Annotated in this window: 20 protein-coding genes and 1 tRNA gene; 17 read left to right on the plus strand and 4 right to left on the minus strand. The window is 61.8% G+C overall.

Going from position 1 to position 24,708, the window contains the following annotated elements:
* From ACFFNA_RS15265 to ACFFNA_RS15285, 5 genes are all read left to right on the plus strand, one after another.
* Positions 1 to 111, plus strand: a 111-nt coding sequence (locus ACFFNA_RS15265) for an EF-Tu C-terminal domain-related protein (RefSeq protein ID WP_023745017.1), incomplete at its 5' end; no start/stop codon positions are given.
* Between the two features lie 164 nt (positions 112 to 275).
* Positions 276 to 1,943 (plus strand): COG3904 family protein, encoded by a 1,668-nt coding sequence (locus tag ACFFNA_RS15270; protein ID WP_111547281.1) that lies wholly within the window; start codon positions 276 to 278, stop codon positions 1,941 to 1,943.
* Positions 1,944 to 2,043: 100 nt separating this feature from the next.
* Positions 2,044 to 2,526, plus strand: a complete 483-nt coding sequence (locus tag ACFFNA_RS15275) for a group II truncated hemoglobin (RefSeq protein ID WP_111547282.1) — start codon at positions 2,044 to 2,046, stop codon at positions 2,524 to 2,526.
* A 30-nt stretch (positions 2,527 to 2,556) separates the two neighbouring features.
* Positions 2,557 to 3,108: a putative glycolipid-binding domain-containing protein gene (locus tag ACFFNA_RS15280; protein ID WP_111547283.1), complete on the plus strand. Its 552-nt coding sequence runs from the start codon at positions 2,557 to 2,559 to the stop codon at positions 3,106 to 3,108.
* Between the two features lie 80 nt (positions 3,109 to 3,188).
* Positions 3,189 to 3,264 (plus strand) — tRNA-Trp (locus tag ACFFNA_RS15285).
* 202 nt (positions 3,265 to 3,466) lie between these two features.
* Here the strand turns inward: ACFFNA_RS15285 and ACFFNA_RS15290 are convergent.
* Entirely contained in the window at positions 3,467 to 5,461 is a 1,995-nt protein-coding gene (locus ACFFNA_RS15290; protein WP_378919462.1) for a phospholipase D-like domain-containing protein, read from the minus strand.
* A gap of 957 nt (positions 5,462 to 6,418) precedes the next feature.
* On the opposite strand from ACFFNA_RS15290, the gene secE reads away from it, so the two are divergent.
* From secE to ACFFNA_RS15335, 9 genes are all read left to right on the plus strand, one after another.
* On the plus strand, positions 6,419 to 6,622 hold the full coding sequence (gene secE, locus ACFFNA_RS15295; RefSeq protein ID WP_013531408.1) for a preprotein translocase subunit SecE: 204 nt from the start codon (positions 6,419 to 6,421) through the stop codon (positions 6,620 to 6,622).
* Positions 6,623 to 6,649: 27 nt separating this feature from the next.
* Positions 6,650 to 7,177 carry a transcription termination/antitermination protein NusG gene (gene nusG / locus ACFFNA_RS15300; protein ID WP_013531409.1) on the plus strand — a complete coding sequence of 176 codons (528 nt, stop codon included), beginning with the start codon at positions 6,650 to 6,652 and terminating at the stop codon, positions 7,175 to 7,177.
* Positions 7,178 to 7,336: 159 nt separating this feature from the next.
* Positions 7,337 to 7,765: a 50S ribosomal protein L11 gene (gene rplK / locus ACFFNA_RS15305; RefSeq protein ID WP_006333334.1), complete on the plus strand. Its 429-nt coding sequence runs from the start codon at positions 7,337 to 7,339 to the stop codon at positions 7,763 to 7,765.
* Positions 7,766 to 7,769: 4 nt separating this feature from the next.
* Positions 7,770 to 8,468 (plus strand): 50S ribosomal protein L1, encoded by a 699-nt coding sequence (gene rplA, locus ACFFNA_RS15310; RefSeq protein ID WP_111547286.1) that lies wholly within the window; start codon positions 7,770 to 7,772, stop codon positions 8,466 to 8,468.
* A 399-nt stretch (positions 8,469 to 8,867) separates the two neighbouring features.
* Positions 8,868 to 9,386, plus strand: coding sequence for a 50S ribosomal protein L10 (gene rplJ, locus ACFFNA_RS15315; RefSeq protein WP_095089664.1), 519 nt, complete (start codon positions 8,868 to 8,870; stop codon positions 9,384 to 9,386).
* Positions 9,387 to 9,440: 54 nt separating this feature from the next.
* The gene (gene rplL, locus ACFFNA_RS15320) at positions 9,441 to 9,818 is read left to right on the plus strand and encodes a 50S ribosomal protein L7/L12 (RefSeq protein WP_095089666.1); all 378 of its coding nucleotides are present in this window, start codon (positions 9,441 to 9,443) and stop codon (positions 9,816 to 9,818) included.
* A 252-nt stretch (positions 9,819 to 10,070) separates the two neighbouring features.
* Entirely contained in the window at positions 10,071 to 14,207 is a 4,137-nt protein-coding gene (gene rpoB, locus ACFFNA_RS15325) for a DNA-directed RNA polymerase subunit beta (RefSeq protein WP_111547287.1), read from the plus strand.
* 130 nt (positions 14,208 to 14,337) lie between these two features.
* On the plus strand, positions 14,338 to 18,534 hold the full coding sequence (gene rpoC, locus ACFFNA_RS15330; protein ID WP_111547293.1) for a DNA-directed RNA polymerase subunit beta': 4,197 nt from the start codon (positions 14,338 to 14,340) through the stop codon (positions 18,532 to 18,534).
* Positions 18,535 to 18,642: 108 nt separating this feature from the next.
* Positions 18,643 to 19,308 carry an O-methyltransferase gene (locus tag ACFFNA_RS15335; protein WP_378919472.1) on the plus strand — a complete coding sequence of 222 codons (666 nt, stop codon included), beginning with the start codon at positions 18,643 to 18,645 and terminating at the stop codon, positions 19,306 to 19,308.
* Positions 19,309 to 19,311: 3 nt separating this feature from the next.
* Here ACFFNA_RS15335 and ACFFNA_RS15340 read toward each other — a convergent pair whose 3' ends face one another.
* From ACFFNA_RS15340 to ACFFNA_RS15350, 3 genes are all read right to left on the minus strand, one after another.
* Positions 19,312 to 20,238 (minus strand): Gfo/Idh/MocA family protein, encoded by a 927-nt coding sequence (locus tag ACFFNA_RS15340; protein WP_378919474.1) that lies wholly within the window; start codon positions 20,236 to 20,238, stop codon positions 19,312 to 19,314.
* Between the two features lie 89 nt (positions 20,239 to 20,327).
* Entirely contained in the window at positions 20,328 to 21,440 is a 1,113-nt protein-coding gene (locus ACFFNA_RS15345) for a PLP-dependent cysteine synthase family protein (protein ID WP_378919476.1), read from the minus strand.
* A gap of 16 nt (positions 21,441 to 21,456) precedes the next feature.
* Positions 21,457 to 21,738: a transcriptional regulator gene (locus tag ACFFNA_RS15350; protein ID WP_111547291.1), complete on the minus strand. Its 282-nt coding sequence runs from the start codon at positions 21,736 to 21,738 to the stop codon at positions 21,457 to 21,459.
* 476 nt (positions 21,739 to 22,214) lie between these two features.
* On the opposite strand from ACFFNA_RS15350, the gene rpsL reads away from it, so the two are divergent.
* The 3 genes from rpsL to fusA all read left to right on the plus strand — a co-directional run.
* Complete coding sequence (gene rpsL, locus ACFFNA_RS15355; RefSeq protein WP_006333356.1) at positions 22,215 to 22,586, plus strand: 30S ribosomal protein S12; 372 nt, start codon at positions 22,215 to 22,217, stop codon at positions 22,584 to 22,586.
* Between the two features lie 75 nt (positions 22,587 to 22,661).
* Positions 22,662 to 23,132: a 30S ribosomal protein S7 gene (gene rpsG, locus ACFFNA_RS15360; RefSeq protein ID WP_008875664.1), complete on the plus strand. Its 471-nt coding sequence runs from the start codon at positions 22,662 to 22,664 to the stop codon at positions 23,130 to 23,132.
* 29 nt (positions 23,133 to 23,161) lie between these two features.
* Positions 23,162 to 24,708: elongation factor G (gene fusA, locus ACFFNA_RS15365; protein WP_378919483.1), on the plus strand; the 1,547-nt coding region annotated here is incomplete at its 3' end.

Below are 24,708 nucleotides of genomic sequence, written 5' to 3' on the forward strand. Positions count from 1 at the left end.
GTCGATGTCGAGCTGATCGTGCCGATCGCCATGGAAGAGAAGCTGCGCTTCGCCATCCGTGAAGGCGGCCGCACCGTCGGTGCCGGCATCGTCGTCACCATCAAGGAATAACCGACGCCGGCATCTGCCGGTCGGGTCCGAAACAGAAAGGGCGGTCCTTGCGACCGCCCTTTTTCTTTTCGCATAGCGATGCGGTGCCCGTATTGTCGCCCGAACCCTGTTGCAAGCCTCTGGGGCTCGACTAGGATAGGTTGCATCAAGGGGCATTTTCCCAAATGGTTCCAGGGCGCCTTCCAGATCGTCAGGCATTGTGGTCACTGCGGCTGATCTGCCTGCTGGCCTTGCTTGTCATGGGGCATGCCGCCTCTGCGGCGGATACGGCCCGGGATCTCGGCCCAACGATGCGCTTTGTCATTGTCCGCAGCAATGCAACGGGCTGCGAGCCGATCTGCCCGGAATGGATCTCGGCTCAAGGCTCGATAGAAGCCGGAACGCCGACTTTGTTCAAACGCATGCTCAAAACGCTCAACGGCCGAAAGCTGCCGATCGTCGTCGATTCTCCCGGCGGCAATGTCGAGGCGGCGCTGACGCTTGGCCGGCTGATCCGCAAGAACAAGCTCGATATCGCCGTCGGCAAGACCTGGTTCGACGGCTGTCTGCCCGATGCGAAGGACTGCACGAGCAACGACGGCAGGGGCGCCCGTTATTTTGGTGAGCCCTACGCCAGCGGCGCGATGTGCAATTCCGCCTGTCCGCTGATGTTTGCCGGCGGTGTCCGGCGTGTGGTCGGCGAAGAGGCCTATCTCGGCGTTCATCAGATCACCACGACCTATGTCCGCACGAAATTGCAGTATCGGACCACCTATCGCATCGTGGGCGGCAAGAAGAAGGTACTCAACACCAAAATCGTCAGCCGAAAGAATGCCGGCAGCTACAAGACCTACGAAATGAGCAAGGCGGTGGAGAAGAGGCTGGCGGCCTATCTGAACGGGATGGGTGTCGAAAAGGGCGTGCTCGAGACGATGAAGAACACCCCGGTCAGCGCGATCCACCAGCTGGAAGTGCAAAACATGCTTCGGATGAAGATGGTCACCAGCCTGGATTCCGTCGACATGCTGACCGCGGGAACCATCTGCCGCGCCAATCCATTGCCCGCGAATTGCCGGGAAGTGCCGGCTCCGGCAGACAAGGTCACGCTGCCGGCTGCTGCGGTGACGGCCGAGGCCAAACCCGCGACTGCCGCAACGGCTGAACCGGAGACCGCAAAGGCGCGTGAGGACATGCGCTTTGTCGTGGTTCGCGGCAGCAACCCGCTCTGCAATCCCGACTGTCCGGAATGGATCTCGGCGGAAGGCGCGATTACCGCTCAGACCCCGCAGAAGCTGCGCCAGTTGCTCGACACGCTTGGCAACCGGCGGCTGCCTGTGGTGATCAACTCGCAAGGAGGTGACCTGTCTGGCGCTCTGGCGGCGGGGCGGCTTGTCCATGAAAAGAAGCTCGACGTCGCCGTTGCCCGAACCGATTTCGTTGGCTGCGACCCGGGAGAGGCGGACTGCGCGGATGAAGACGGCGCCTATGCCGGGCTGAGCATCGATGCCGGAGGGGAGTGCGATTCGGCCTGCGCTCTCATGCTTGCCGGCGGCGTCAGACGGCTTGTCGGTCCCCAGGCGCGGCTTGGCCTGTACCCGATGGGGCAGAAGCAGGTGGTTAAGGCCTACCTTGAGGAGATGGCGATCGGTCCCGGTCTGTTCACCGCGATTGAGCGGCGCTCAGTCGAGCGCCAGCTTGAACCCGACATGATGCTGAAGGTTGGACTGACGACAGGACCGCAATCGGTCGACGTGCTGACCGGCGCCACCATCTGTGATGCGGCGCCGAAACCCGAGAATTGCCGTGTGATATCATCGCCCAACGCGCAGGCCGAAGCGCCGGCCAAATTGTAGGGCAGCGCGACTTCGGATCGACAGGCTGGCCATCGAGGCAGGTTGAGCCATCTCCGATAGTTCCGCTATCGTCGTCTCGGGGCTGGTGGAGGAATCGAAAATGGGCCAGGACGTCCCGACATTGTACGAATGGGCTGGCGGCGCCGAGGCGCTGAACCGCCTGACGGAGACTTTTTATGACAAGGTGCTGCGCGACCCGGTCGTCGGGCCGGTGTTCAGGACCATGTCCCCGGATCATCCCGCCCATGTGGCGGCGTTCATCGGCGAGGTTTTCGGCGGACCGAAAACCTACAGCGAAAAGTTTGGCGGCCATCGCGAGATGGTGATGCATCATCTCGGCAAGCATCTGACCGAGGAGCAGCGTCGCCGCTGGATCAATCTCCTGGCCGATGCCGCCGACGCGGTCGGCCTGCCCGACGATCCTGAATTCCGCTCGGCCTTCATGGGCTATGTCGAGTGGGGATCGCGGCTGGCCAAGATGAACTCCAATCTCGGCGAGACCTGCGATCCCGAGACGGAACCGATGCCGGCCTGGGGCTGGGGCGTGCCGGGCGGCCCGTATCGGCCACCGGAAACAAAGTAGCCTGCAGTCGCCACGGGAGGGATCGGGCTGATGCTGGAAGATATGAAGATCGTGCGCTGGCACGAATGGGATGGTCCCGGCCTCGAACACCTGCTGCTGCAGGAGCGGGCAGGGGAAGTCTCGGCCGATTCCGTCGTCATCTGCTCCGGGCAAACGCCGTTTGCCGTCCGCTACCGCATCGCCTGCGACGCGAACTGGCACGCCAGGAGTGTCATGGTCGACATAATCGGTAGCGGCCAGACACTTGTTCTTGCCGCCGACGGCGATCGCCGCTGGACCAGGGACGGCCTGCCGATGCCCGAACTCGACGGCGTTCTCGATCCTGATCTCACCGTCACGCCGTTCACCAACACACTGCCGATCCGGCGCTTGCGGCTTTCGACCGGCCAACGTGCCGAGATCACCACCGCCTTCATCGATTTCCCGGCCCTCACCGTGGTCGCCAACCCGCAGCGCTACACATGCCTCGAAGAGGGCAGGCGATATCTCTATGAATCGCGCGCCAGCGACTTCAAGCGGGAGCTCGAGATCGACCGCGATGGGCTGGTGGTCAGCTATCCCGATTTCTGGCGCAGGGGTTAAGGCGCGTTTGCTTGCAAACCGCTCTTTACAGAGCGTGCGGAAGCTTTTAGGAAGCGCCTGCTGCGCCGACATGCGCACGTACGGGCATAGCTCAGTTGGTAGAGCGGCGGTCTCCAAAACCGCAGGTCGTAGGTTCGAGCCCTGCTGCCCGTGCCATTCCTTCATTGGAATCAGGCACTTAGAAAACGCCTTGCTTGGCTAGGAAGCCGAAATTAGCCTTACACATCTCTTTCACAAACTTGCACGTCCGCAGGGAGTGTCTGACGGTGACGGAAAAACACACGATTCTCGAAGGGAAAGCTCACGTCTATCGTGCTAGGTTTCTTGCCTTCGTCGACCCAGCAACGCTGCTAGGCATTTATTTCGCAAAATAGGCAGAAATCCGCCGATTTGCCTTGGTCTGCCAATTGTCGTCAATGCTAAGGAAGCCATCGGTCGGGCTTGATGATGCGGCGATGCCGGCCCGCTTTAGTTCGGCCGACTTCTCTGCCTCAGCTGCACGGAAGCGGTAATGATCGAATACGTCGAGTACATGCGCTGCATACGCTTGGGCAAGCGCGGGATCACGCCGCACGATTGTTAGGTTTTCGTCGTTGGAGTAGGACGCCTTGTAACCCAGATTGTGGCTGCCGAATGCGACCACGCAATTCTCCGGGTCAAGCGGATCTATCACCAGGATCTTGTCGTGGATGATCGCCTTACCCGCGCTCAAAATTTCCTTGTTGACGAAATTGCCGAGTTGGCGGCCGATATCCTTGTCGGTGAGCGCGGTCGCGCGCACGACATTGACACCGCCCTGCTGGATAATGAACGGCGAACTCGGCACCAAAGGCTTGCCATCTGGACCGGTGCCTGAGGGCTGGTAACCCCAAGCCATCGGATCGGAGACCGCACCGACCACCTCCAGGCTGGTATCCGCCAGGCCGAGGTCGATCGCTTGCGAGATGATCGAGTGTACCCCGCCCTTGGACGGCAAAAACACCGCGAACAAAATTATGCGGTGTGCACGGCGCATCAGTGAGAAGAGACGGTCCATGTCGGGTGGAGGTGGCGGTTGATGCTTGGCGCGCGCCGAAGGCGGCTGTTTGGCGCCTGGAACGTTGGGTGAGAACCAACATTCAAAGGCGGCACCGTTAGCGAGATTGCCGGTCACCGGAGTGCGGTCGGTGTCCTTTACGATATCGCCCTGGTCCGCGCCGGTGTTGGCATCCCCCGTGTGCGCAGGCTGCGGCAAGGGGTGGTCGAACAGACGTTGCCAGTAGTCGAGGTATGCGCGCGCCACGTTCGCGTCTTCGATGACGATGCAATTGTTGCTCTGACCGGAAATGCCACTCCACGTCCAGTTGGTCGAGCCGGTAAGGACCGCTTGGGGTCCTTGCCCGTCCGACCAGACCACGAACTTGTTGTGGCCGATGTGGCCGCTGCCATTGAATAGCCGGTCTTGCATGACGAACGTCGCGTGCGGCGCGTCCGCGATTGCTCGCAGTGCTGCGCGAGCATCCTTATTTCTTGTGTCATAGTCGGTGTGAATGACTTTCTTGGTAATCTTGTCCTTGGTGTCTCGGGAGCCTGCGTCAGACAGGATCAACTGCATCCGGGGTGCCGCGGCGACCAGGAGGTCAAGCAACTGCCGATCCTCCAGCTCGTAAAGGGCGGCATGAAACTGCCCGCCAGCTCTGCTTAAGAACTCGGTTATAGTCGTCGGGACGTCGCCGGCCAGATAGCGTCGCAGTGTGTCATTTGGTTCGCGCAGACGAACTGCAAGTTCGTTAGGCGCAATCTTGCCGTCGTCCTCTTCGAGCATGCGGATCAGGAACTGGCTCGAGAGAATACCGTTGGTGAAGGTTGAGAGGAACGATCCCAAGCGGCGGGTGGCCACGACGACATTGGTGAGGGCCGCAGGTCCCAGATAGCCGAGCCGGATAGGTGCGCCCTGATAGTGATGCTCGACGCGCTGATTGGTTTTTGCGTCCCAATGGCTTTCGGGGATGGGCACCACTTCCTCAAGGTCATGGCGAAAGCGACCTACCGGGCGGATACGGTATCGCAGCCGCTCATTCTCGGGCCGGAGACCCAACTTGTCACGGTGTCGCCGCAGCGTGAGGTCGCGCCAGTTGAACTTCTGCACGGGCCAAACAGTCGTGTTCTGCGCCTGCCAGTCTGGATTCGACTGCCCTTCAAAGGCGACATAGGCGGCAAGCGGGCGCTCGCTGGTCACCTGATCGTTGGCATCGAGATATTCGCGAACAATGTGGAAGCCAAGGCAATCGGGGATCGGATCAGGGTTGGTTTGCCATGCGAGAAACGCAACTTCATTGTTGACGATTGCAGTTGCTTTAATGATCTGCCCCATCTCATCCTCCCTTGGAAGAACAACGGCCTGATCCAGCTATCTGGCCTACCACCAATCGTACTGCTACCCCGCCGGCTCGATTTTATAAGGCGGCTAAATGTATAAAGAAGACCCGTCCAGTTCGGCCTTCTGCACAGAAAGCGTATTATTCTTCAGAATAAGCCAGGTAAAGTAAAGTCTAGTTGCGATAATTATTTTACCCTGATATTTCTTATGCGAACGCAAGTCGTGGGTGAGGGGTTGCCTCATGAATCCGTTTTTTGCGGTCTCGGCGATCCCCGTGTCCGCCAACATGGAGTTGGTCGGCACAGTCTTCGCAACGTTCTCCATCGTCTAACGCGCGGACGGCGCCCCCAACGAACGCGAGTAATCCAAGTTAGATATTGAAGCGTCTCAGATATTTGGCGAAAGCATAAGGGAGCGTGCCATTTGCCCAACTCGCCTGCAGGGAGATTGGGATATGGCCGTCCAAGAGTTTCGACACCAGGATCTGCTGGCTAGGCAGCTCCCTCGCCGGAGGCGGTCAGTCCCGCGTTCCGCCTGCGGCGGCGCCATGCTGACGCTCCTTAGGCCGCCCCGTTAAACCGGTCTCGGGGTCACGAACCGGCCATCAAAACGATATTTCTCCGCGCTAGCCTTTGAAAACCGGCGGCCCGCTTGCCATATTAGCGTGATTGGGGCATAAGGGCGCCATAGCCGGGACGGAACGACTGGATGGTCCCGAGGCGGCGTTTGGTCATAAAGCGGACACTTGCCACTTGCGTGGATCAAGAATCGGTTTTATGTAGACGAAACAGACACGCGACGCGTGGAGCTGGGAAGCCGGCTTTACGCGTCTGATTTGCATGGGCGAAATGTTTGCGCTGATTCGGCGCGAAAACCAGCCCAGGCGGCACGTCCCGGCCAGCGGGATCATCCAGGGGACCCGGCCAACGGGTCTTGAAGACAGAGCGGCATATGGCTTCGAAAACCACAAATCCTTTCGTCTTTCTCCAGCAGGTTCGCGCGGAGACCGCCAAGGTGACTTGGCCGTCGCGGCGCGAAACGATGATCTCGACGGTGATGGTCCTGGCGTTTGCTGTGATCGCGATGATCTTTTTCTTCACCGCCGATCAGCTCATGGGCCTCGCGGTCGAGCAGATTCTTGGCATCGGACGCTAAGTCCGCCGATTACGGAGAAGTCTTGAAATGACTGCGCGGTGGTACATCGTCCACGCCTATTCGAACTTTGAAAAGAAGGTCGCCGAGGACATCGAGAACAAGGCCAAGCAGAAGGGCCTGTCCGCCGATATCCACCAGATCGTGGTGCCGACCGAGAAGGTCGTCGAGGTTCGTCGCGGCCGCAAGGTCGATGCCGAGCGCAAGTTCTTCCCGGGCTATGTGCTCCTGAAGGCCAATCTGACCGATGCGGTGTTCTCGCTGGTCAAGAACACGCCGAAGGTCACCGGCTTCCTGGGCGACTCCAAGCCGGTGCCGATCACCGAGGCGGAAGCGCAGCGCATCCTGAACCAGGTGCAGGAAGGCGTCGAGCGGCCGAAGCCTTCGGTCACGTTCGAGATCGGCGAGGCGATCCGCGTTTCGGATGGTCCCTTCGCGTCGTTCAACGGTTTCGTCCAGGAAGTGGACGAGGAGCGGGCGCGGCTCAAGGTGGAAGTTTCGATCTTCGGGCGCGCCGTGCCTGTCGATCTGGAGTTCGGACAGGTCGAAAAGGGCTGATCCGAAATCCCGCCGCCAAGTGCGGCAGGGAAGGGCGGCGCGGAGATCGCGCGGCTTTGAGAACGGTGGGAGACGAATGCGGCTTTAGCCGGTCGCATGGATCGCACCACCAGACTGCAACCGCCGGCAAGGCCGGCATAGACAAAGGCAGGAAAAGAGATGGCTAAGAAAATTGCAGGCCAGCTCAAGCTCCAGGTCAAAGCGGGATCGGCCACGCCGTCTCCCCCGATCGGCCCGGCGCTTGGTCAGCGTGGCATCAACATCATGGAATTCTGCAAGGCGTTCAACGCACAGACCCAGGAAATGGAAAAGGGATCGCCGATTCCGGTCGTCATCACCTACTACCAGGACAAGTCCTTCACCTTCGTCATGAAGACGCCGCCGGTGAGTTACTTCCTGAAGAAGGCGGCGAACCTGACATCGGGTTCGAAGGAGCCGGGCAAGATCAAGGCCGGCACGATCGGCCGCGACAAGGTTCGCGCCATCGCCGAGCAGAAGATGAAGGATCTGAACGCAAACGACGTCGAAGCGGCCATGCGCATGGTCGAGGGCTCCGCCCGCTCGATGGGTCTGGAAGTGGTGGGCTAAGATCATGGCAAAGATTGCAAAGCGTGTATCGAAGACCCGCGAAGGCATCGATCCCAACAAGGCATATGCCCTGGGTGAAGCGCTGAAGCTGCTGAAGGACCGTTCCTCGGTCAAGTTCGACGAGACCGTCGAAGTCGCCATGAACCTCGGCGTCGACCCGCGCCATGCCGACCAGATGGTCCGCGGCGTGGTCAACCTGCCGAACGGCACCGGCCGCTCGGTTCGCGTCGCCGTGTTCGCCCGTGGCGACAAGGCCGAGGAAGCCAAGGCTGCTGGCGCCGATATCGTCGGTGCCGAGGATCTGGTCGACATCGTCCAGAAGGGCACGATCGACTTCGATCGCTGCATCGCCACGCCGGACATGATGCCGCTGGTCGGCCGTCTCGGCAAGGTGCTCGGCCCGCGTGGCATGATGCCGAACCCGAAGGTCGGCACCGTCACCACCGACGTTGCCGCCGCCGTCAAGGCATCGAAGGGCGGCGCCGTCGAGTTCCGCGTCGAGAAGGCCGGCATCGTTCATGCCGGCGTCGGCAAGGTCTCCTTCGAGGTCAAGGCGCTGGAAGAGAACATCCGCGCCTTCGCTGACGCGGTGACCAAGGCAAAGCCGGCTGGCGCCAAGGGCAACTACGTCAAGAAGGTGTCAGTCACCTCGACGATGGGCCCGGGCCTCAAGCTCGACGTCTCGACGCTCGCGGCGTCCTGATAAGCTTTATTTGGGATCGGCCGTTAAAGGACTGATCCGTAAAAGAATTCCGGGCCTCCGATCTAGGTTGGCGGCCCGGTGCCGGAAGTCGAAAGGCTTCCGGACATCCTGTCCGAGATTGCAGGCGGCCCCAAAGCCTTAATTCATGTGGGCCTGCATGAGACGGGTGAAGACCGGACAACGGAGCGAACTGCTCCAATGAAAGGTTCGAACCGTGTTTGCCTTTTGTCTGCGCATCGTCCGGCTTGCCGGGGGATGTGGCGAAAGGGGGCAGGATCCTCGAGCGTCGTTCGGGAGATCCGTTACTGGATGGCCCGGCCGACAAAAGGCAACCCGACGCCTGTCCTCGTGAATGGGAATGTTCCCGTTAACAGGATGGGGGTCAACTGGAGATAGGCAGTGGACAGAGCGGAAAAACGCGAACTCGTCACGGGCCTGAACGGTGCGTTCTCGAACGCAGGTTCAGTGGTCGTGGCCCACTACGCCGGTATCACCGTCGCGCAAATGAACGACCTTCGGTCGAAAATGCGCGCCGCCGGTGGCACCGTCAAAGTCGCGAAGAACCGTCTCGCCAAAATCGCTCTTCAGGGCACGGACTCCGCATCGATCATCGACCTGTTCAAGGGACAGACGCTGATTGCTTATTCGGAGGATCCGATTGCGGCGCCGAAGGTCGCGTCCGATTTCGCCAAGGGAAATGACAAGCTCGTCATTCTCGGTGGCGCAATGGGCACCACCTCGCTCAACGCCGACGGTGTGAAGGCACTCGCCACACTTCCGTCGCTCGATGAGCTGCGCGCCAGGCTGGTTGGCATGATCGCCACGCCGGCAACCCGGATCGCCCAGATCGTCAATGCGCCAGCGGCTTCGGTCGCGCGCGTCATCGGCGCTTACGCCCGGAAGGACGAGGCGGCATGAGGCCGTTCCTCGCTATCACAAACACACGTTCGAACCTTATGAAGGAATACAACAATGGCTGATCTCGCAAAGATCGTAGACGACCTTTCGAAGCTGACCGTCCTCGAGGCGGCCGAGCTGTCGAAGCTTCTGGAAGAAAAGTGGGGCGTCTCCGCCGCTGCTCCGGTGGCTGTTGCCGCCGCTGGCGGTGGTGCGGCTGCTGCTGCTCCGGCCGAGGAAAAGACGGAATTCGACGTCGTCCTCACCGAGGCAGGCGCTCAGAAGATCAACGTCATCAAGGAAGTCCGCGCCATCACCGGTCTTGGCCTCAAGGAAGCCAAGGATCTGGTCGAAGCGGCTCCGAAGCCGGTCAAGGAAGGCGTTTCCAAGGCCGACGCTGACAAGTTCAAGGCCCAGCTGGAAGCAGCCGGCGCCAAGGTCGACCTGAAGTAAGCGTAAAAAGCGGCGGACGGCCTCGCGCCGTCCGCCACTCCCTTCGGCCGGAGGGAGCACGCGTAGCGCGAGACGTACGAGAACCTCTTTCCTGAGGGCCGCAAACCGGCCTTCAGGAAACGGGTTTTCTCCCGTTTTAGCCGGCCGCCGACAGGCGCCGGGAAAACAGACAGAGGGTCGCCGCCCAGGTGGCCCAGAATGCAAGGCGAGCCGCGGCGAGGCTCGTCCCGAGTTTAGAGCTAAGGAGCGACGATGGCCCAGACCCAGACTTTCAATGGCCGCAGACGCGTACGCAAGTTCTTCGGAAAGATCCCGGAAGTTGCGGAGATGCCGAACCTGATCGAGGTTCAGAAGGCATCCTATGACCAGTTCCTGATGGTGGCGGAGCCCAAGGGTGGGCGTCCGGACGAGGGACTGCAGGCCGTCTTCAAGTCGGTCTTCCCGATTCAGGACTTTTCCGGCTCCTCGATGCTGGAGTTCGTGAAGTACGAGTTCGAAGGACCGAAATTCGACGTTGACGAATGCCGTCAGCGCGACCTGACCTATGCCGCGCCGCTCAAGGTGACGCTGCGCCTCATCGTGTTCGATATCGACGAGGATACCGGCGCCAAGTCGATCAAGGACATCAAGGAGCAGGACGTCTACATGGGCGACATGCCGCTCATGACCCTGAACGGCACCTTCATCGTCAACGGCACCGAGCGCGTCATCGTCTCGCAGATGCACCGTTCGCCGGGCGTCTTCTTCGACCATGACAAGGGCAAGTCGCACTCGTCGGGCAAGCTTCTGTTTGCCGCGCGCGTCATCCCCTATCGCGGCTCGTGGCTCGACATCGAGTTCGATTCCAAGGACGTCGTGCACGCCCGCATCGACCGTCGCCGCAAGATTCCGGTGACGTCGCTGCTGATGGCGCTCGGCATGGACGGCGAAGAGATCCTGTCGACCTTCTACAACAAGATCACCTACAAGCGCGCCGGCGACCACTGGCGCATCCCGTTCAACGTCGAGCGTTTCCGCGGCCTCAAGGCTGTCGGCGACCTGGTCGATGCCGATACGGGCGAAGTCGTTGTCGAAGCCGGCAAGAAGATCACGGCCCGCCAGGCCAGGGCGCTTGGCGAAAAGGGTCTCAAGGCGATCAAGGCGACCGACGAGGATCTGCTCGGCAACTACCTGGCCGAGGACATCGTCAACTATGCCACCGGCGAGATCTTCCTCGAAGCCGGCGACGAGATCGACGAGAAGACGCTGAAGGTGCTGCTTGGCACTGGTGAAAACGAGATCAAGGTTCTCGACATCGACCACGTCAATGTCGGCGCCTATATCCGCAACACGCTCAACGTCGACAAGAACGAGAGCCGCCAGGACGCGCTGTTCGACATCTATCGTGTCATGCGCCCCGGCGAGCCGCCGACGCTCGAAACCGCCGAAGCCATGTTCAACTCGCTGTTCTTCGACAGCGAGCGCTACGATCTGTCGGCCGTTGGCCGCGTCAAGATGAACATGCGCCTTGAGCTCAAGGCCGAGGACACCGTGCGCGTGCTGCGCAAGGACGACATCCTGGCCGTGGTCAGGACGCTGGTCGAACTGCGCGACGGCAAGGGCGAAATCGACGACATCGACAATCTCGGCAACCGCCGCGTTCGTTCGGTCGGCGAGTTGATGGAAAACCAGTACCGCGTCGGCCTGCTGCGCATGGAGCGCGCGATCAAGGAGCGTATGTCCTCGATCGAGATCGACACGGTGATGCCGCAGGACCTGATCAACGCCAAGCCGGCGGCTGCCGCCGTGCGCGAGTTCTTCGGTTCCTCGCAGCTGTCGCAGTTCATGGATCAGACCAACCCGCTGTCGGAGATCACCCACAAGCGCCGCCTGTCGGCGCTTGGACCGGGCGGTCTGACCCGCGAGCGCGCCGGCTTCGAAGTGCGCGACGTGCACCCGACGCATTACGGCCGCATCTGCCCGATCGAGACGCCGGAAGGCCCGAATATCGGTCTGATCAACTCGCTGGCCACCTTCGCACGCGTCAACAAGTACGGTTTCATCGAGAGCCCGTACCGCAAGATCGTCGACGGCAAGCTGACCAATGACGTCGTCTATCTCTCGGCGATGGAAGAAGCCAAGCACCATGTCGCGCAGGCCAATGCCGAGCTCGACAAGAATGGCGGCTTCGTCGACGAGTTCGTCATTTGCCGCAGCGCCGGTGAAGTGATGATGGCGCCGCGCGAAAACGTCGACCTGATGGACGTGTCGCCCAAGCAGATGGTGTCGGTGGCCGCGGCCCTGATCCCGTTCCTCGAGAACGACGACGCCAACCGCGCGCTGATGGGCTCGAACATGCAGCGTCAGGCCGTGCCGCTGGTGCGCGCCGAGGCGCCGTTCGTCGGCACCGGCATGGAGCCGATCGTCGCTCGTGACTCGGGCGCCGCCATCGGCGCCCGCCGCGGCGGCATCGTCGACCAGGTGGACGCGACGCGTATCGTTATCCGCGCCACCGAAGATCTCGATCCGGGCAAGTCCGGGGTCGACATCTACCGTCTGATGAAGTTCCAGCGTTCGAACCAGAACACCTGCATCAACCAGCGTCCGCTGGTGCGCATGGGTGACCGGGTCAACAAGGGCGACATCATCGCCGACGGTCCTTCGACGGAGCTCGGTGATCTGGCGCTCGGCCGCAACGTGCTGGTCGCGTTCATGCCGTGGAACGGCTACAACTACGAGGACTCGATCCTCTTGTCCGAGCGCATCGTCGCCGACGACGTCTTCACCTCGATCCATATCGAGGAGTTCGAGGTCATGGCGCGCGATACCAAGCTCGGTCCGGAGGAAATCACGCGCGATATTCCGAACGTCTCGGAAGAAGCGCTGAAGAACCTCGACGAAGCCGGCATCGTCTATATCGGTGCCGAAGTTCAGCCGGGCGACATCCTGGTCGGCAAGATCACGCCGAAGGGCGAAAGCCCGATGACGCCGGAAGAGAAGCTTCTGCGCGCCATCTTCGGCGAAAAGGCATCGGACGTGCGCGACACCTCGATGCGCATGCCTCCGGGCACCTTCGGCACCGTCGTCGAGGTGCGCGTCTTCAATCGCCACGGTGTGGAGAAGGATGAGCGCGCCATGGCGATCGAGCGCGAGGAGATCGAACGCCTCGCCAAGGACCGCGACGACGAGCAGGCCATTCTGGACCGTAACGTCTACGCGCGTCTTTCTGACGTTCTCGTCGGCAAGGAAGCGATCGCTGGACCGAAAGGCTTCAAGAAGGGCTCGACGCTGTCCAAGGACACGCTCGACGAGTACCCGCGTTCGCAGTGGTGGCAGTTTGCGGTGGAGAACGAAAAGCTCCAGAGCGAACTGGAAGCCCTGCGTGGCCAGTACGACGACTCCAAGAAGGCGCTCGAACAGCGCTTCATGGACAAGGTCGAGAAGGTCCAGCGCGGCGACGAAATGCCTCCCGGCGTGATGAAGATGGTCAAGGTCTTCGTGGCCGTGAAGCGCAAGATGCAGCCCGGCGACAAGATGGCCGGCCGTCACGGCAACAAGGGTGTCGTGTCGCGGATCGTTCCGGTCGAGGACATGCCTTTCCTCGAGGACGGCACGCATGCCGATATCGTGCTCAACCCGCTGGGTGTGCCGAGCCGCATGAATGTCGGCCAGATCCTGGAAACGCATCTGGGCTGGGCTTGCGCCGGCATGGGTAGGAAGATCGGCGAGCTGATCGATGCGTACAAGGTGGCCGGCGACATCAAGCCGCTGCGCAAGACGCTCGAGAGCTTCATACCGGCCAACGACCGCAACGAGCCGGTCCGCGAGTATGACGACGAGAGCATCGTTCGCCTCAGCGAGCAGATGCGCCGCGGCGTCTCGATCGCGACCCCGGTGTTCGACGGCGCGCATGAGGCTGACATCAACATCATGCTGGAGCAGGCGGGCCTGCACACCAGCGGTCAGTCGCAGCTCTATGACGGACGCACCGGCGAGCCGTTCGATCGCAAGGTGACGATGGGCTACATCTACATGCTCAAGCTTCACCATCTCGTGGACGACAAGATCCACGCGCGTTCGATCGGTCCGTACTCGCTCGTCACCCAGCAGCCGCTGGGCGGCAAGGCGCAGTTCGGTGGCCAGCGCTTCGGCGAAATGGAGGTCTGGGCGCTGGAAGCATACGGCGCCGCCTACACGCTGCAGGAAATGCTGACGGTGAAGTCGGACGACGTCGCCGGCCGCACCAAGGTCTACGAGGCGATCGTCCGTGGCGACGACACCTTCGAGGCCGGCATTCCGGAGAGCTTCAACGTTCTCGTCAAGGAAATGCGGTCTCTTGGCCTCAATGTCGAGCTGGAGAACACCAAGCTCGACGACAACCCGATCCGGCTGCCCGACGCGGCCGAGTAAGGCAATGGCGCGCCGCGGAAAGCCGCGGCGCGCCTATCGAATTCGACGGCCAGTGGCCGACAAAGACGGCGGGCGTTTGGCTCGCGACTAGATGCAAGGGGTTTTCGAGGACCCCGAAAAGGAGAACGGCATGAACCAAGAGGTCATGAATCTCTTCAATCCCCAGGCACCGGCACAGGTGTTCGATTCCATCCGGATATCGCTGGCCAGCCCTGAGAAGATTCTGTCCTGGTCGTTCGGCGAGATCAAGAAGCCGGAGACCATCAACTACCGCACCTTCAAGCCGGAGCGTGACGGTCTGTTCTGCGCGCGCATTTTTGGTCCGATCAAGGACTATGAGTGCCTGTGCGGCAAGTACAAGCGCATGAAGTACAAGGGCGTCATCTGCGAGAAGTGCGGCGTCGAAGTCACGCTGTCGCGGGTTCGCCGCGAGCGCATGGGCCATATCGAGCTCGCCGCGCCCGTCGCCCATATCTGGTTCCTGAAGTCGCTGCCGTCGCGCATCGGCACGCTGCTCGACATGACCCTGAAGGACATCGAGCGCGTCCTCTACTTCGAGAACTACATCGTCACCGAACCTGGCCTCACCGCGCTGAAGGAGCACCAGCTGCTCAGCGAGGAAGAGTACATGATCGCCGTCGACGAGTATGGCGAGGACAGCTTCACCGCCATGATCGGCGCCGAGGCCATTCATGACCTTCTGGCCGGCATGGACCTGGAGAAGATCGCCGGCGACCTGCGTTCGGAACTGGCTTCGACCACCTCCGAGCTGAAGCAGAAGAAGTATCTGAAGCGGCTCAAGGTCGTCGAGAACTTCATGGAATCCGGCAACCGTCCGGAATGGATGATCATGAAAGTGGTTCCGGTGATCCCGCCGGACCTGCGTCCGCTCGTCCCGCTGGACGGCGGCCGTTTCGCCACGTCGGATCTGAACGACCTCTATCGCCGCGTCATCAACCGCAACAACCGTCTGAAGCGGCTGATCGAGCTGCGCGCCCCCGGCATCATCGTGCGCAATGAAAAGCGCATGCTGCAGGAAGCCGTCGATGCGCTGTTCGACAACGGCCGCCGCGGCCGCGTCATCACCGGCGCCAACAAGCGTCCGCTGAAGTCGCTGTCCGACATGCTCAAGGGCAAGCAGGGCCGGTTCCGTCAGAACCTGCTCGGCAAGCGCGTCGACTATTCCGGCCGCTCGGTCATCGTGACCGGTCCGGAGCTCAAGCTGCACCAGTGCGGCCTGCCGAAGAAGATGGCGCTCGAACTGTTCAAGCCCTTCATCTACGCCCGTCTTGACGCCAAGGGTTACTCCTCGACCGTCAAGCAGGCCAAGAAGCTGGTCGAGAAGGAACGTCCGGAAGTCTGGGATATCCTCGACGAGGTCATCCGCGAGCATCCGGTGCTCTTGAACCGCGCGCCGACGCTGCACCGTCTCGGCATCCAGGCGTTCGAGCCGATCCTGATCGAAGGCAAGGCGATCCAGCTGCACCCGCTGGTCTGCACGGCCTTCAACGCCGACTTCGACGGCGACCAGATGGCCGTTCACGTGCCGCTGTCGCTGGAAGCGCAGCTTGAAGCCCGCGTGCTGATGATGTCGACCAACAACATCCTGCACCCGGCTTCCGGCGCGCCGATCATCGTGCCGTCGCAGGACATGGTTCTGGGTCTCTACTATCTCTCGATCGTCAATCAGAACGAACCGGGCGAGGGCATGGTGTTTGCCGACATGGGCGAACTCCAGCATGCGCTCGAGACCAAGGCGGTGACGCTGCACTCCAAGATCCGCGGTCGTTTCCGTTCGGTCGATGCCGAAGGCAAGGTCGTGTCGAAGATCTACGACACCACCCCTGGCCGCATGATCATCGGCGAGCTTCTGCCGAAGAACGTCAACGTGCCTTACGAGACCGCCAACCAGGAGATGACCAAGAAGAACATCTCCAAGATGATCGACACCGTCTACCGCCATTGCGGTCAGAAGGAGACGGTCATTTTCTGCGATCGCATCATGGCGCTCGGCTTCAGCCATGCCTGCCGTGCCGGCATTTCGTTCGGCAAGGACGACATGCTGATCCCCGATGCCAAGATCAAGCTGGTCTCCGACACCGAGGCTTTGGCCAAGGAATACGAGCAGCAGTACAATGACGGTCTGATCACGCAGGGCGAGAAGTACAACAAGGTCGTCGACGCCTGGGCCAAGTGCTCGGAAAAGGTCGCCGACGAAATGATGGCCCGCATCAAGGCGGTCGAGTTCGAGGACAATGGCCGTCAGAAGCCGATGAACTCGATCTACATGATGTCGCACTCCGGTGCGCGTGGCTCGCCCACCCAGATGCGTCAGCTCGCCGGCATGCGCGGCCTGATGGCCAAGCCGTCGGGTGAAATCATCGAGACGCCGATCATCTCGAACTTCAAGGAAGGCCTGACCGTGCTCGAGTACTTCAACTCGACCCACGGTGCCCGCAAGGGTCTGGCCGACACCGCCTTGAAGACGGCGAACTCGGGATACCTCACCCGTCGTCTGGTCGACGTGGCGCAGGACTGCATCGTCAACTCCGTCGACTGCGGCACCGACAAGGGCCTCACCATGCAGCCGATCGTCGATGCCGGCCAGGTCGTCGCTTCCGTCGGCCAGCGCGTGCTCGGCCGTACGTCGCTCGACGACATCACCCATCCGGTGTCGGGCGAGGTTCTGGTCAAGGCCGGAACGCTGATGGACGAACGCGACGTGGAAAAGATCGAAAAAGCCGGCGTCCAGTCGGTCCGCATCCGCTCTGCACTGACCTGCGAGGTCAGGGTTGGCGTCTGCGCGGTCTGCTACGGACGCGATCTTGCCCGCGGCACCCCGGTCAACCAGGGCGAAGCTGTCGGCGTCATCGCGGCGCAGTCGATCGGCGAGCCGGGCACCCAGCTCACCATGCGTACCTTCCACATGGGCGGTACGGCGCAGGTGGTGGACAGCTCGTTCCTTGAAGCCTCCTACGAGGGCAAGGTCGAGATCCGCAACCGCAACGTGGTGCGCAACTCCGACGGCCAGCAGATGGTCATGGGCCGCAACATGGCGGTGCTGATCCTCGATGAAGCCGGCAAGGAGCGCGCCACGCACCGTCTCACCTATGGTTCGCGTATCTTCGTGGACGATGGCGACAAGGTGAAGCGCGGCCAGCGTATTGCCGAGTGGGATCCCTATACCCGCCCGGTCCTCACCGAAATCGAGGGCAGGGTGTCGTACGAGGATCTGGTCGACGGCATTTCCGTTCAGGAAACGGCCGACGAGTCGACCGGCATCACCAAGCGTGAGGTTATCGACTGGCGCTCGACGCCACGCGGCAACGACCTCAAGCCGGCGATTGCCATCCAGGACGCCAAGGGCAAGGTCGGCAAGCTGTCGAAGGGCGGCGACGCTCGCTTCCTGCTCTCGGTCGAGGCCATTCTTTCGGTCGAGCCGGGTGCTCAGGTTCGCCCCGGCGACGTGCTGGCGCGTATCCCGATGGAAAGCGCCAAGACAAAGGACATCACCGGCGGTCTGCCGCGTGTTGCCGAACTGTTCGAGGCACGCCGTCCGAAGGATCACGCCATCATCGCTGAGATCGACGGCACGATCCGCTTCGGCCGCGACTACAAGAACAAGCGTCGCATCATCATCGAGCCGCATGACTCGACGCTTGAGCCGGTCGAATACCTGATCCCGAAGGGCAAGCCGTTCCATCTTCAGGACGGCGACGTCATCGAGAAGGGCGACTACATCCTCGACGGCAATCCTGCGCCACACGACATCCTGGCGATCAAGGGCGTGGAGGCACTTGCTTCCTACCTCGTCAACGAGATCCAGGAAGTCTACCGTCTGCAGGGCGTGTCGATCAACGACAAGCACATCGAGGTGATCGTTCGCCAGATGCTGCAGAAGGTCGAGATCACCACGCAGGGCGACTCGACCTACATTCCGGGCGACCACGTCGACGTGATCGAACTGGAAGAGGTCAACGAGCGTCTGATCGAGGACGGCAAGAAGCCGGCCGAAGGCCAGCCGGTGCTCCTGGGCATCACCAAGGCATCGCTGCAGACGCCGTCCTTCATCTCGGCCGCCTCCTTCCAGGAGACGACCAGGGTGCTGACGGAAGCCGCGGTTGCCGGCAAGACCGACATGCTGCAGGGGCTGAAGGAAAACGTCATTGTCGGCCGGCTTATCCCGGCCGGTACAGGCGGCACGATGAGCCAGATCCGGCGCATCGCCACCTCGCGCGACGAACTGATCATTGACGAGCGCCGCAAGGCCTCCGGTGTGGAAGTCGCCGAGCCGATGCTGGCCGACATGACAACCGCCGCGCAGTAAGCGCGGCGGCAGGAATCTCAGGCAACAAGGCCGTCGGGGCAACCCGGCGGCCCATTTTTTTGTTTGTGCGAGACTTTTGTGCTTTGAATTGGATCGGAGAAGAAAGCGATGAGCAGAAAGACTTGGGCTTCTGTCGACGACTACATCGTCGACGCTCTGTTCGAGGCGGATCCGGCGCTCGATGCCGTTCTGGCAACCAACCACGACCAAGGCCTGCCGGCGATCGACGTGTCGCCGGCACAAGGCAAGCTGCTTTCACTGCTGGTGCGCATTCAGGGCGCGAAGAAGATCCTCGAGATCGGCACGCTGGGCGGCTATTCGACGATCTGGATGGCGCGCGCGCTGCCTGTCGGCGGCAAGGTCGTGACACTGGAACTCGACCCGCATCACGCCACGGTCGCGCGCTCGAATTTTGAACGGGGAGGGGTGTCGGAACGGGTACAACTGCGGGTCGGGCCGGCGCTGCAATCGCTTGCCGCGTTGAGTACCGAGGATGCCGGGCCGTTCGACCTCATCTTCATCGATGCCGACAAGCCGAACAACCCACACTATCTGTCCTGGGCCATGCGCCTGTCACGTCCGGGGACCGCCATCGTCTGCGACAATGTCATTCGTGACGGCGCGGTACTCGATGACGACGGCCATGACGCCGACGTCGAAGGTCCGCGGGCCGCGTTTTCCTTCATCGGGAGCGATAAGCGATTGGACGGCACCGCCATCCAGACTGTCGGCGCCAAGGGCTATGACGGTTTTGCAATCGCTATCGTGGATTGACGTTCAGTCGAAAAACGCCTCCACCACATTGCGCTTGCCGAGCATGAAGGCATCGGCGACATGCTGAAGCGGAGCCAGGTCGACGTCGGAGCTGCCGGCGCGGACAATCTCGGCAAAGCGCCTGTAGAGCATCGGGTATTCCGCTTCCGGCTCGTCATGGACGACGCGGCCGTCGATGGCGAGCTTCGAGCCGCCGCCTGACAGCACCATGGCGCCCTTGTCGGTGTCGGCGACAATGTCCCAGCTTTGCGGGCCGGTCTGGAGCCAGTCGAGTTCCATCGTCACCGGCAATCCATTCGAGGTGCGGAAGGTGACGTGTGCCGCGACCGGCGCGGCGCGGTTTTCGGGAAAATCGAGCACGGCCGAGGTGATGAACATCGGCGGCAGGATGTGGGTCACGATCGACAGTGCGTTGATGCCCGGATCGAAGACGCCGAAGCCGCCGGGGGCCCAGATCCATTCCTGGTTCGGGTGCCAGCGACGCACGTCCTCCTTCCAGTTGATGGCGGCGGACTTGATCTTGGCCGAACCCAGGAAGGTACGCGCGGCCTCGACCGCCGGTGCATAACGCGAGTGCCAGCTGGCAAACAGCGAGACGCCGTTCTTCACGGCCAATGTCTTCAAGTTCTCGACCTCGCTGACGGTGGCGCCGGGCGGCTTCTCCAGGAAGACGTGTTTTTTCGCTTCCAGCGCTGCGCGCGCGGCGTCATAGCGAAACTGCGGCGGCATGCAGAGCGAGACGGCCTCGAGCTCAGGCACCGCGTCGAGCATGGCTTCGATATCAGGGAAATTCGGGATGCTTTCCACCTTGCCATGCCGGCTGGCGGCCGCGATGAGGTGATAGTCCTGGTCTTTCGCCAGGGCCGGCAGGTGCTGGTCGCGGACGATCTTGCCGACGCCGACGATGCCAATCTTGATGCGCTGGGACACGGCCGCTCCGTCTGTTGAATGATGGTGGTGGTTTCTTATCAGAACACTTGCCCCCGGCAAGCCGAAGCCGACAAGCCGAAGCCGAAAAGTCAGCCCCAGCTTTCCTCGAACGGCAAGGTCAGTTTTCCCCCCGCCAGAAAGGCCTCGATCGCCGGCTCGAAAGGCGAGGGATCGAGGCTGTTGGCAGCCAGCCATTCGTCGGAATAATAGGTGTTGGCATAGCGATCGCCGGAATCGCAGATCAGCGTCACCAGCGAACCGGCCTTGCCTTCCTCGATCATGCGCGCGGCCTGAAAACACATGGCGATGAAGTTGGTGCCGGTCGAACCGCCGACACGGCGGCCGAGGCGGCGCGACAACACCCGCATTGCCGCCAGGGAGACCGCGTCCGGCACCCGCAGCATATGGTCGATGACGCCGGGCACGAAGGATGGTTCCATGCGCGGCCGGCCGATCCCCTCGATCCGCGACGGCTGTTCGCAGCGGCAATTGCGATCGTGCGTGGCATAGCCGTCGAAGAAGGCGGAGCGCTCGACATCGGCAACCGACAGCCGCGACGCATGCTGCTTGTAGCGCAGGAAGCGACCGATCGTGGCGGTCGTGCCGCCGGTGCCGGCGCTCATCACGATCCAGGCGGGAATCGGATACCGCTCCTCGCGCATCTGCCCGAAAATCGATTCGGCGATGTTGTTGTTGCCGCGCCAGTCGGTGGCGCGCTCGGCATGGGTGAACTGGTCCATGAAATGGCCGCCAAGCCGCTCGGTGAGTTCGGCCGAATCGGCATAGATGCGCCTGCCATCGTCGATGAAATGACAGTTGCCGCCATAGTGCTCGATCGCCGCAATCTTTTCGCGCGACGTCGATCGCGGCATCACCGCATAGAACGGCACACCGATCATGCGGGCGAAATAGGCCTCCGACACCGCGGTCGAACCCGACGACGCTTCGATGACCGGCGCGCCTTCGCGGATCAGGCCATTGCACAGCGCATAGAGAAACAGCGAGCGCGCCAGCCGGTGCTTCAGGCTGCCGGCCGGATGGGTCGATTCATCCTTGAGGTAGAAGTCGATGCCGGCCAGTGCCGGCAGATCGAGCTTCCACAGATGCGTGTCGGCCGAGCGGTGCTGATCGGCCTCGATCGCCGCGACCGCCCGGTCGGCCCAGCTCCGGGACGCAGGTCCAACCACTTTCGCTCCGGCCATCATCGGCGTCCTGGTTTCAGATCGGCACGTCGAAAGTAACGATCGACACTTCGCCCTCGAGCGCGCCCTGGAAGGCAGAAAGATGCGGCTCTTCGTCGGGCACGCCGTCCATGTCGCCGATCTGGTCGAGTTCGGCTTCGGCGTAACCTTCCGCCGCGAGCGATTCGAGCGCCCGACGCACCGCCGAATCGTCGTCGGGGGCGACCAGCATCACGTGCACGCCTTCCGGCTTGCCGCCCTTTTTCTTCCACACCCGGCCGGTGATGATGGTGACCGGGCGCTCATCATTGTCGTTCACGGGCCGATTCCTCTTGGCAGATTGCGGGCGGGCGAGGGGATATTGACTGCTCATGCGGCCTTTTCGCATGAAGCAGGGCCGCGCAACAGCCGAAAGCCGGTCACTTTCTTCCTCGCCCTTGCAAAATTGCGAAAGAAAATTACATGCGTTTTTCGCATGGCTGCCGAGCCTTGATTGGCGCGCAATATTTGGCGCCCCGGGCTTGACGGTTCGCGGTCTTACGAGTAGAAGCCGCCCAGTCAGAACCGATGTGAGGCTCTCCCTTCCGAAGCGACACGCTTTGGAGTTTGCCTCAAACAGGGTTCGTTTTACGAGCGAAAAGACATTTCCGGCGTGCACGAAGCGGTTTCGCTTCCTCTGCCATTTGTTCGGGCAAGACCGCGAGGCGCGGTTCGTGGCCCGAATTTGCGTATGGAAATGACGCTTTGAGCGGCCCTGACCGGGCGAGACACGGAATTGAGAGACAAGAGGGTTTAATGCCTACCGTCAACCAGCTGATCCGCAAGCCGCGCATTGCGCCGGTGAAGCGCAACAAGGTCCCGGCCATGCAGCAGAACCCGCAGAAGCGGGGCGTCTGCACACGCGTCTATACAACGACGCCGAAGAAGCCGAACTCGGCGCTGCGCAAGGTGGCCAAGATCCGCCTGACCAATGGTTTTGAAGTGATCGGGTACATCCCCGGCGAAGGTCACAACCTTCAGGAGCACTCCGTGGTCATGATCCGCGGCGGCCGCGTCAAGGATCTTCCGGGCGTTCGCTACCACATCATCCGCGGCGTGCTCGACACGCAGGGTGTGAAGAACCGCAAGCAGCGCCGTTCGAAGTACGGCGCCAAGCGTCCGAAGTGACCGAAGCGTAGCGAAGGTCATCCCGGGCAAGCATCCGGGATCAAGGCCACCACGCATAATTGAGGCAGAGAAAAAATGTCGCGTCGTCACAGTGCAGAAAAGCGTGAGATCAATCCGGACCCGAAGTTCGGCGATCTGATCGTCACCAAGTTCATGAACGCCGTCATGTATGACGGCAAGAAGTCGGTTGCCGAGACCATCGTCTATGGCGCGCTCGACCAGGTTCAGTCGAAGACCAAGCAGGAGCCGGTCACCGTCTTCCATCAGGCGCTCGACAATGTCGCGCCGCATGTGGAAGTGCGTTCGCGTCGTGTTGGCGGCGCCACCTACCAGGTTCCGGTCGATGTGCGCCCCGAGCGCCGACAGGCGTTGGCCATTCGCTGGCTGATCGCCGCGGCCCGCAACCGCAACGAGACGACCATGGTCGACCGCCTTTCCGGCGAGCTGATGGACGCGGCCAACAACCGCGGCACCGCCGTCAAGAAGCGTGAAGACACCCACAAGATGGCTGAAGCCAACCGCGCTTTCGCGCACTACCGCTGGTAAAGCGCGAACGAGACTGAGAGGCAGCTACGATGGCCCGCGAATATAAAATCGAAGACTACCGCAATTTCGGTATCATGGCGCATATTGACGCCGGCAAGACGACGACCACCGAGCGCGTCCTCTATTACACGGGCAAGTCGCACAAGATCGGCGAAGTCCACGACGGCGCTGCCACCATGGATTGGATGGAGCAGGAGCAGGAGCGCGGCATCACCATCACGTCCGCCGCGACCACGACCTTCTGGAAGGGTCGCAGCGGCAAGATGTACCGCTTCAACATCATCGACACCCCCGGACACGTCGACTTCACCATCGAAGTCGAGCGTTCGCTGCGCGTGCTCGACGGCGCCATTGCGCTCCTCGACGCCAACGCCGGTGTCGAGCCGCAGACGGAAACCGTCTGGCGTCAGGCCGACAAGTACCGCGTTCCGCGCATGATCTTCTGCAACAAGATGGACAAGATCGGCGCCGACTTCTACCGCTCGGTCGAGATGATCGGTTCGCGCCTCGGTGCGCATGCCGTCGTCATGCAGCTGCCGATCGGCGCCGAGACCGAGTTCAAGGGCGTTGTCGACCTCGTCGAGATGAACGCGCTGGTCTGGCGCGACGAGACGCTGGGCGCTGCCTGGGACGTCGTTGAGATCCCGGCCGACCTTCAGGCTCGTGCCGAGGAATACCGCGAGAAGATGATCGAAGCCGCCGTGGAAATGGACGAGACGGCACTCGAGAATTACCTCGAAGGCAAGATGCCGTCGAATGACGAGATCCGCGCGCTGATCCGCAAGGGCACCATCGCGGTGAAGTTCTATCCGATGTTCTGCGGCTCGGCCTTCAAGAACAAGGGCGTGCAGCCGCTGCTCGACGCTGTCGTCGAATATCTGCCGTCGCCGGCCGATGTTCCGGCCATCAAGGGCGTCGATGCCAAGACCGACGCCGAGATCGAGCGTCACGCCGACGACAACGAGCCGCTGTCGATGCTCGCCTTCAAGATCATGAACGACCCGTTCGTCGGTTCGCTCACCTTCGCCCGCATCTATTCGGGCAAGCTCACCAAGGGCATCTCGGTCGATAACACCGTGAAGGGCAAGAAGGAGCGCATCGGCCGCATGCTGCAGATGCATGCGAACTCGCGCGCCGACGTCGAAGAAGCTTTTGCCGGCGACATCGTCGCTCTGGCTGGCCTCAAGGACACGACCACTGGCGACACGCTCAGCGATCCGCTGCATCCGGTCATCCTCGAGCGCATGGAATTCCCGGATCCGGTCATCCAGATCGCGATCGAGCCGAAGACCAAGAACGACCAGGAAAAGATGGGCCTCGCCCTTCACCGCCTGGCCGCCGAGGATCCGTCCTTCCGCGTCAAGACCGACGAGGAAAGCGGCCAGACGATCATTTCCGGCATGGGCGAGCTTCACCTCGACATCATCGTCGACCGCATGCGTCGCGAGTTCAAGGTCGAGGCCAATGTCGGCGCGCCGCAGGTGGCCTATCGCGAGACGATCACCCGCAGGCACGAGCAGGACTACACGCACAAGAAGCAGACCGGCGGTACCGGTCAGTTCGCCCGCGTCAAGAT

This window comes from Mesorhizobium kowhaii, from assembly GCF_042431665.1.
Lineage (GTDB): Bacteria > Pseudomonadota > Alphaproteobacteria > Rhizobiales > Rhizobiaceae > Mesorhizobium > Mesorhizobium kowhaii.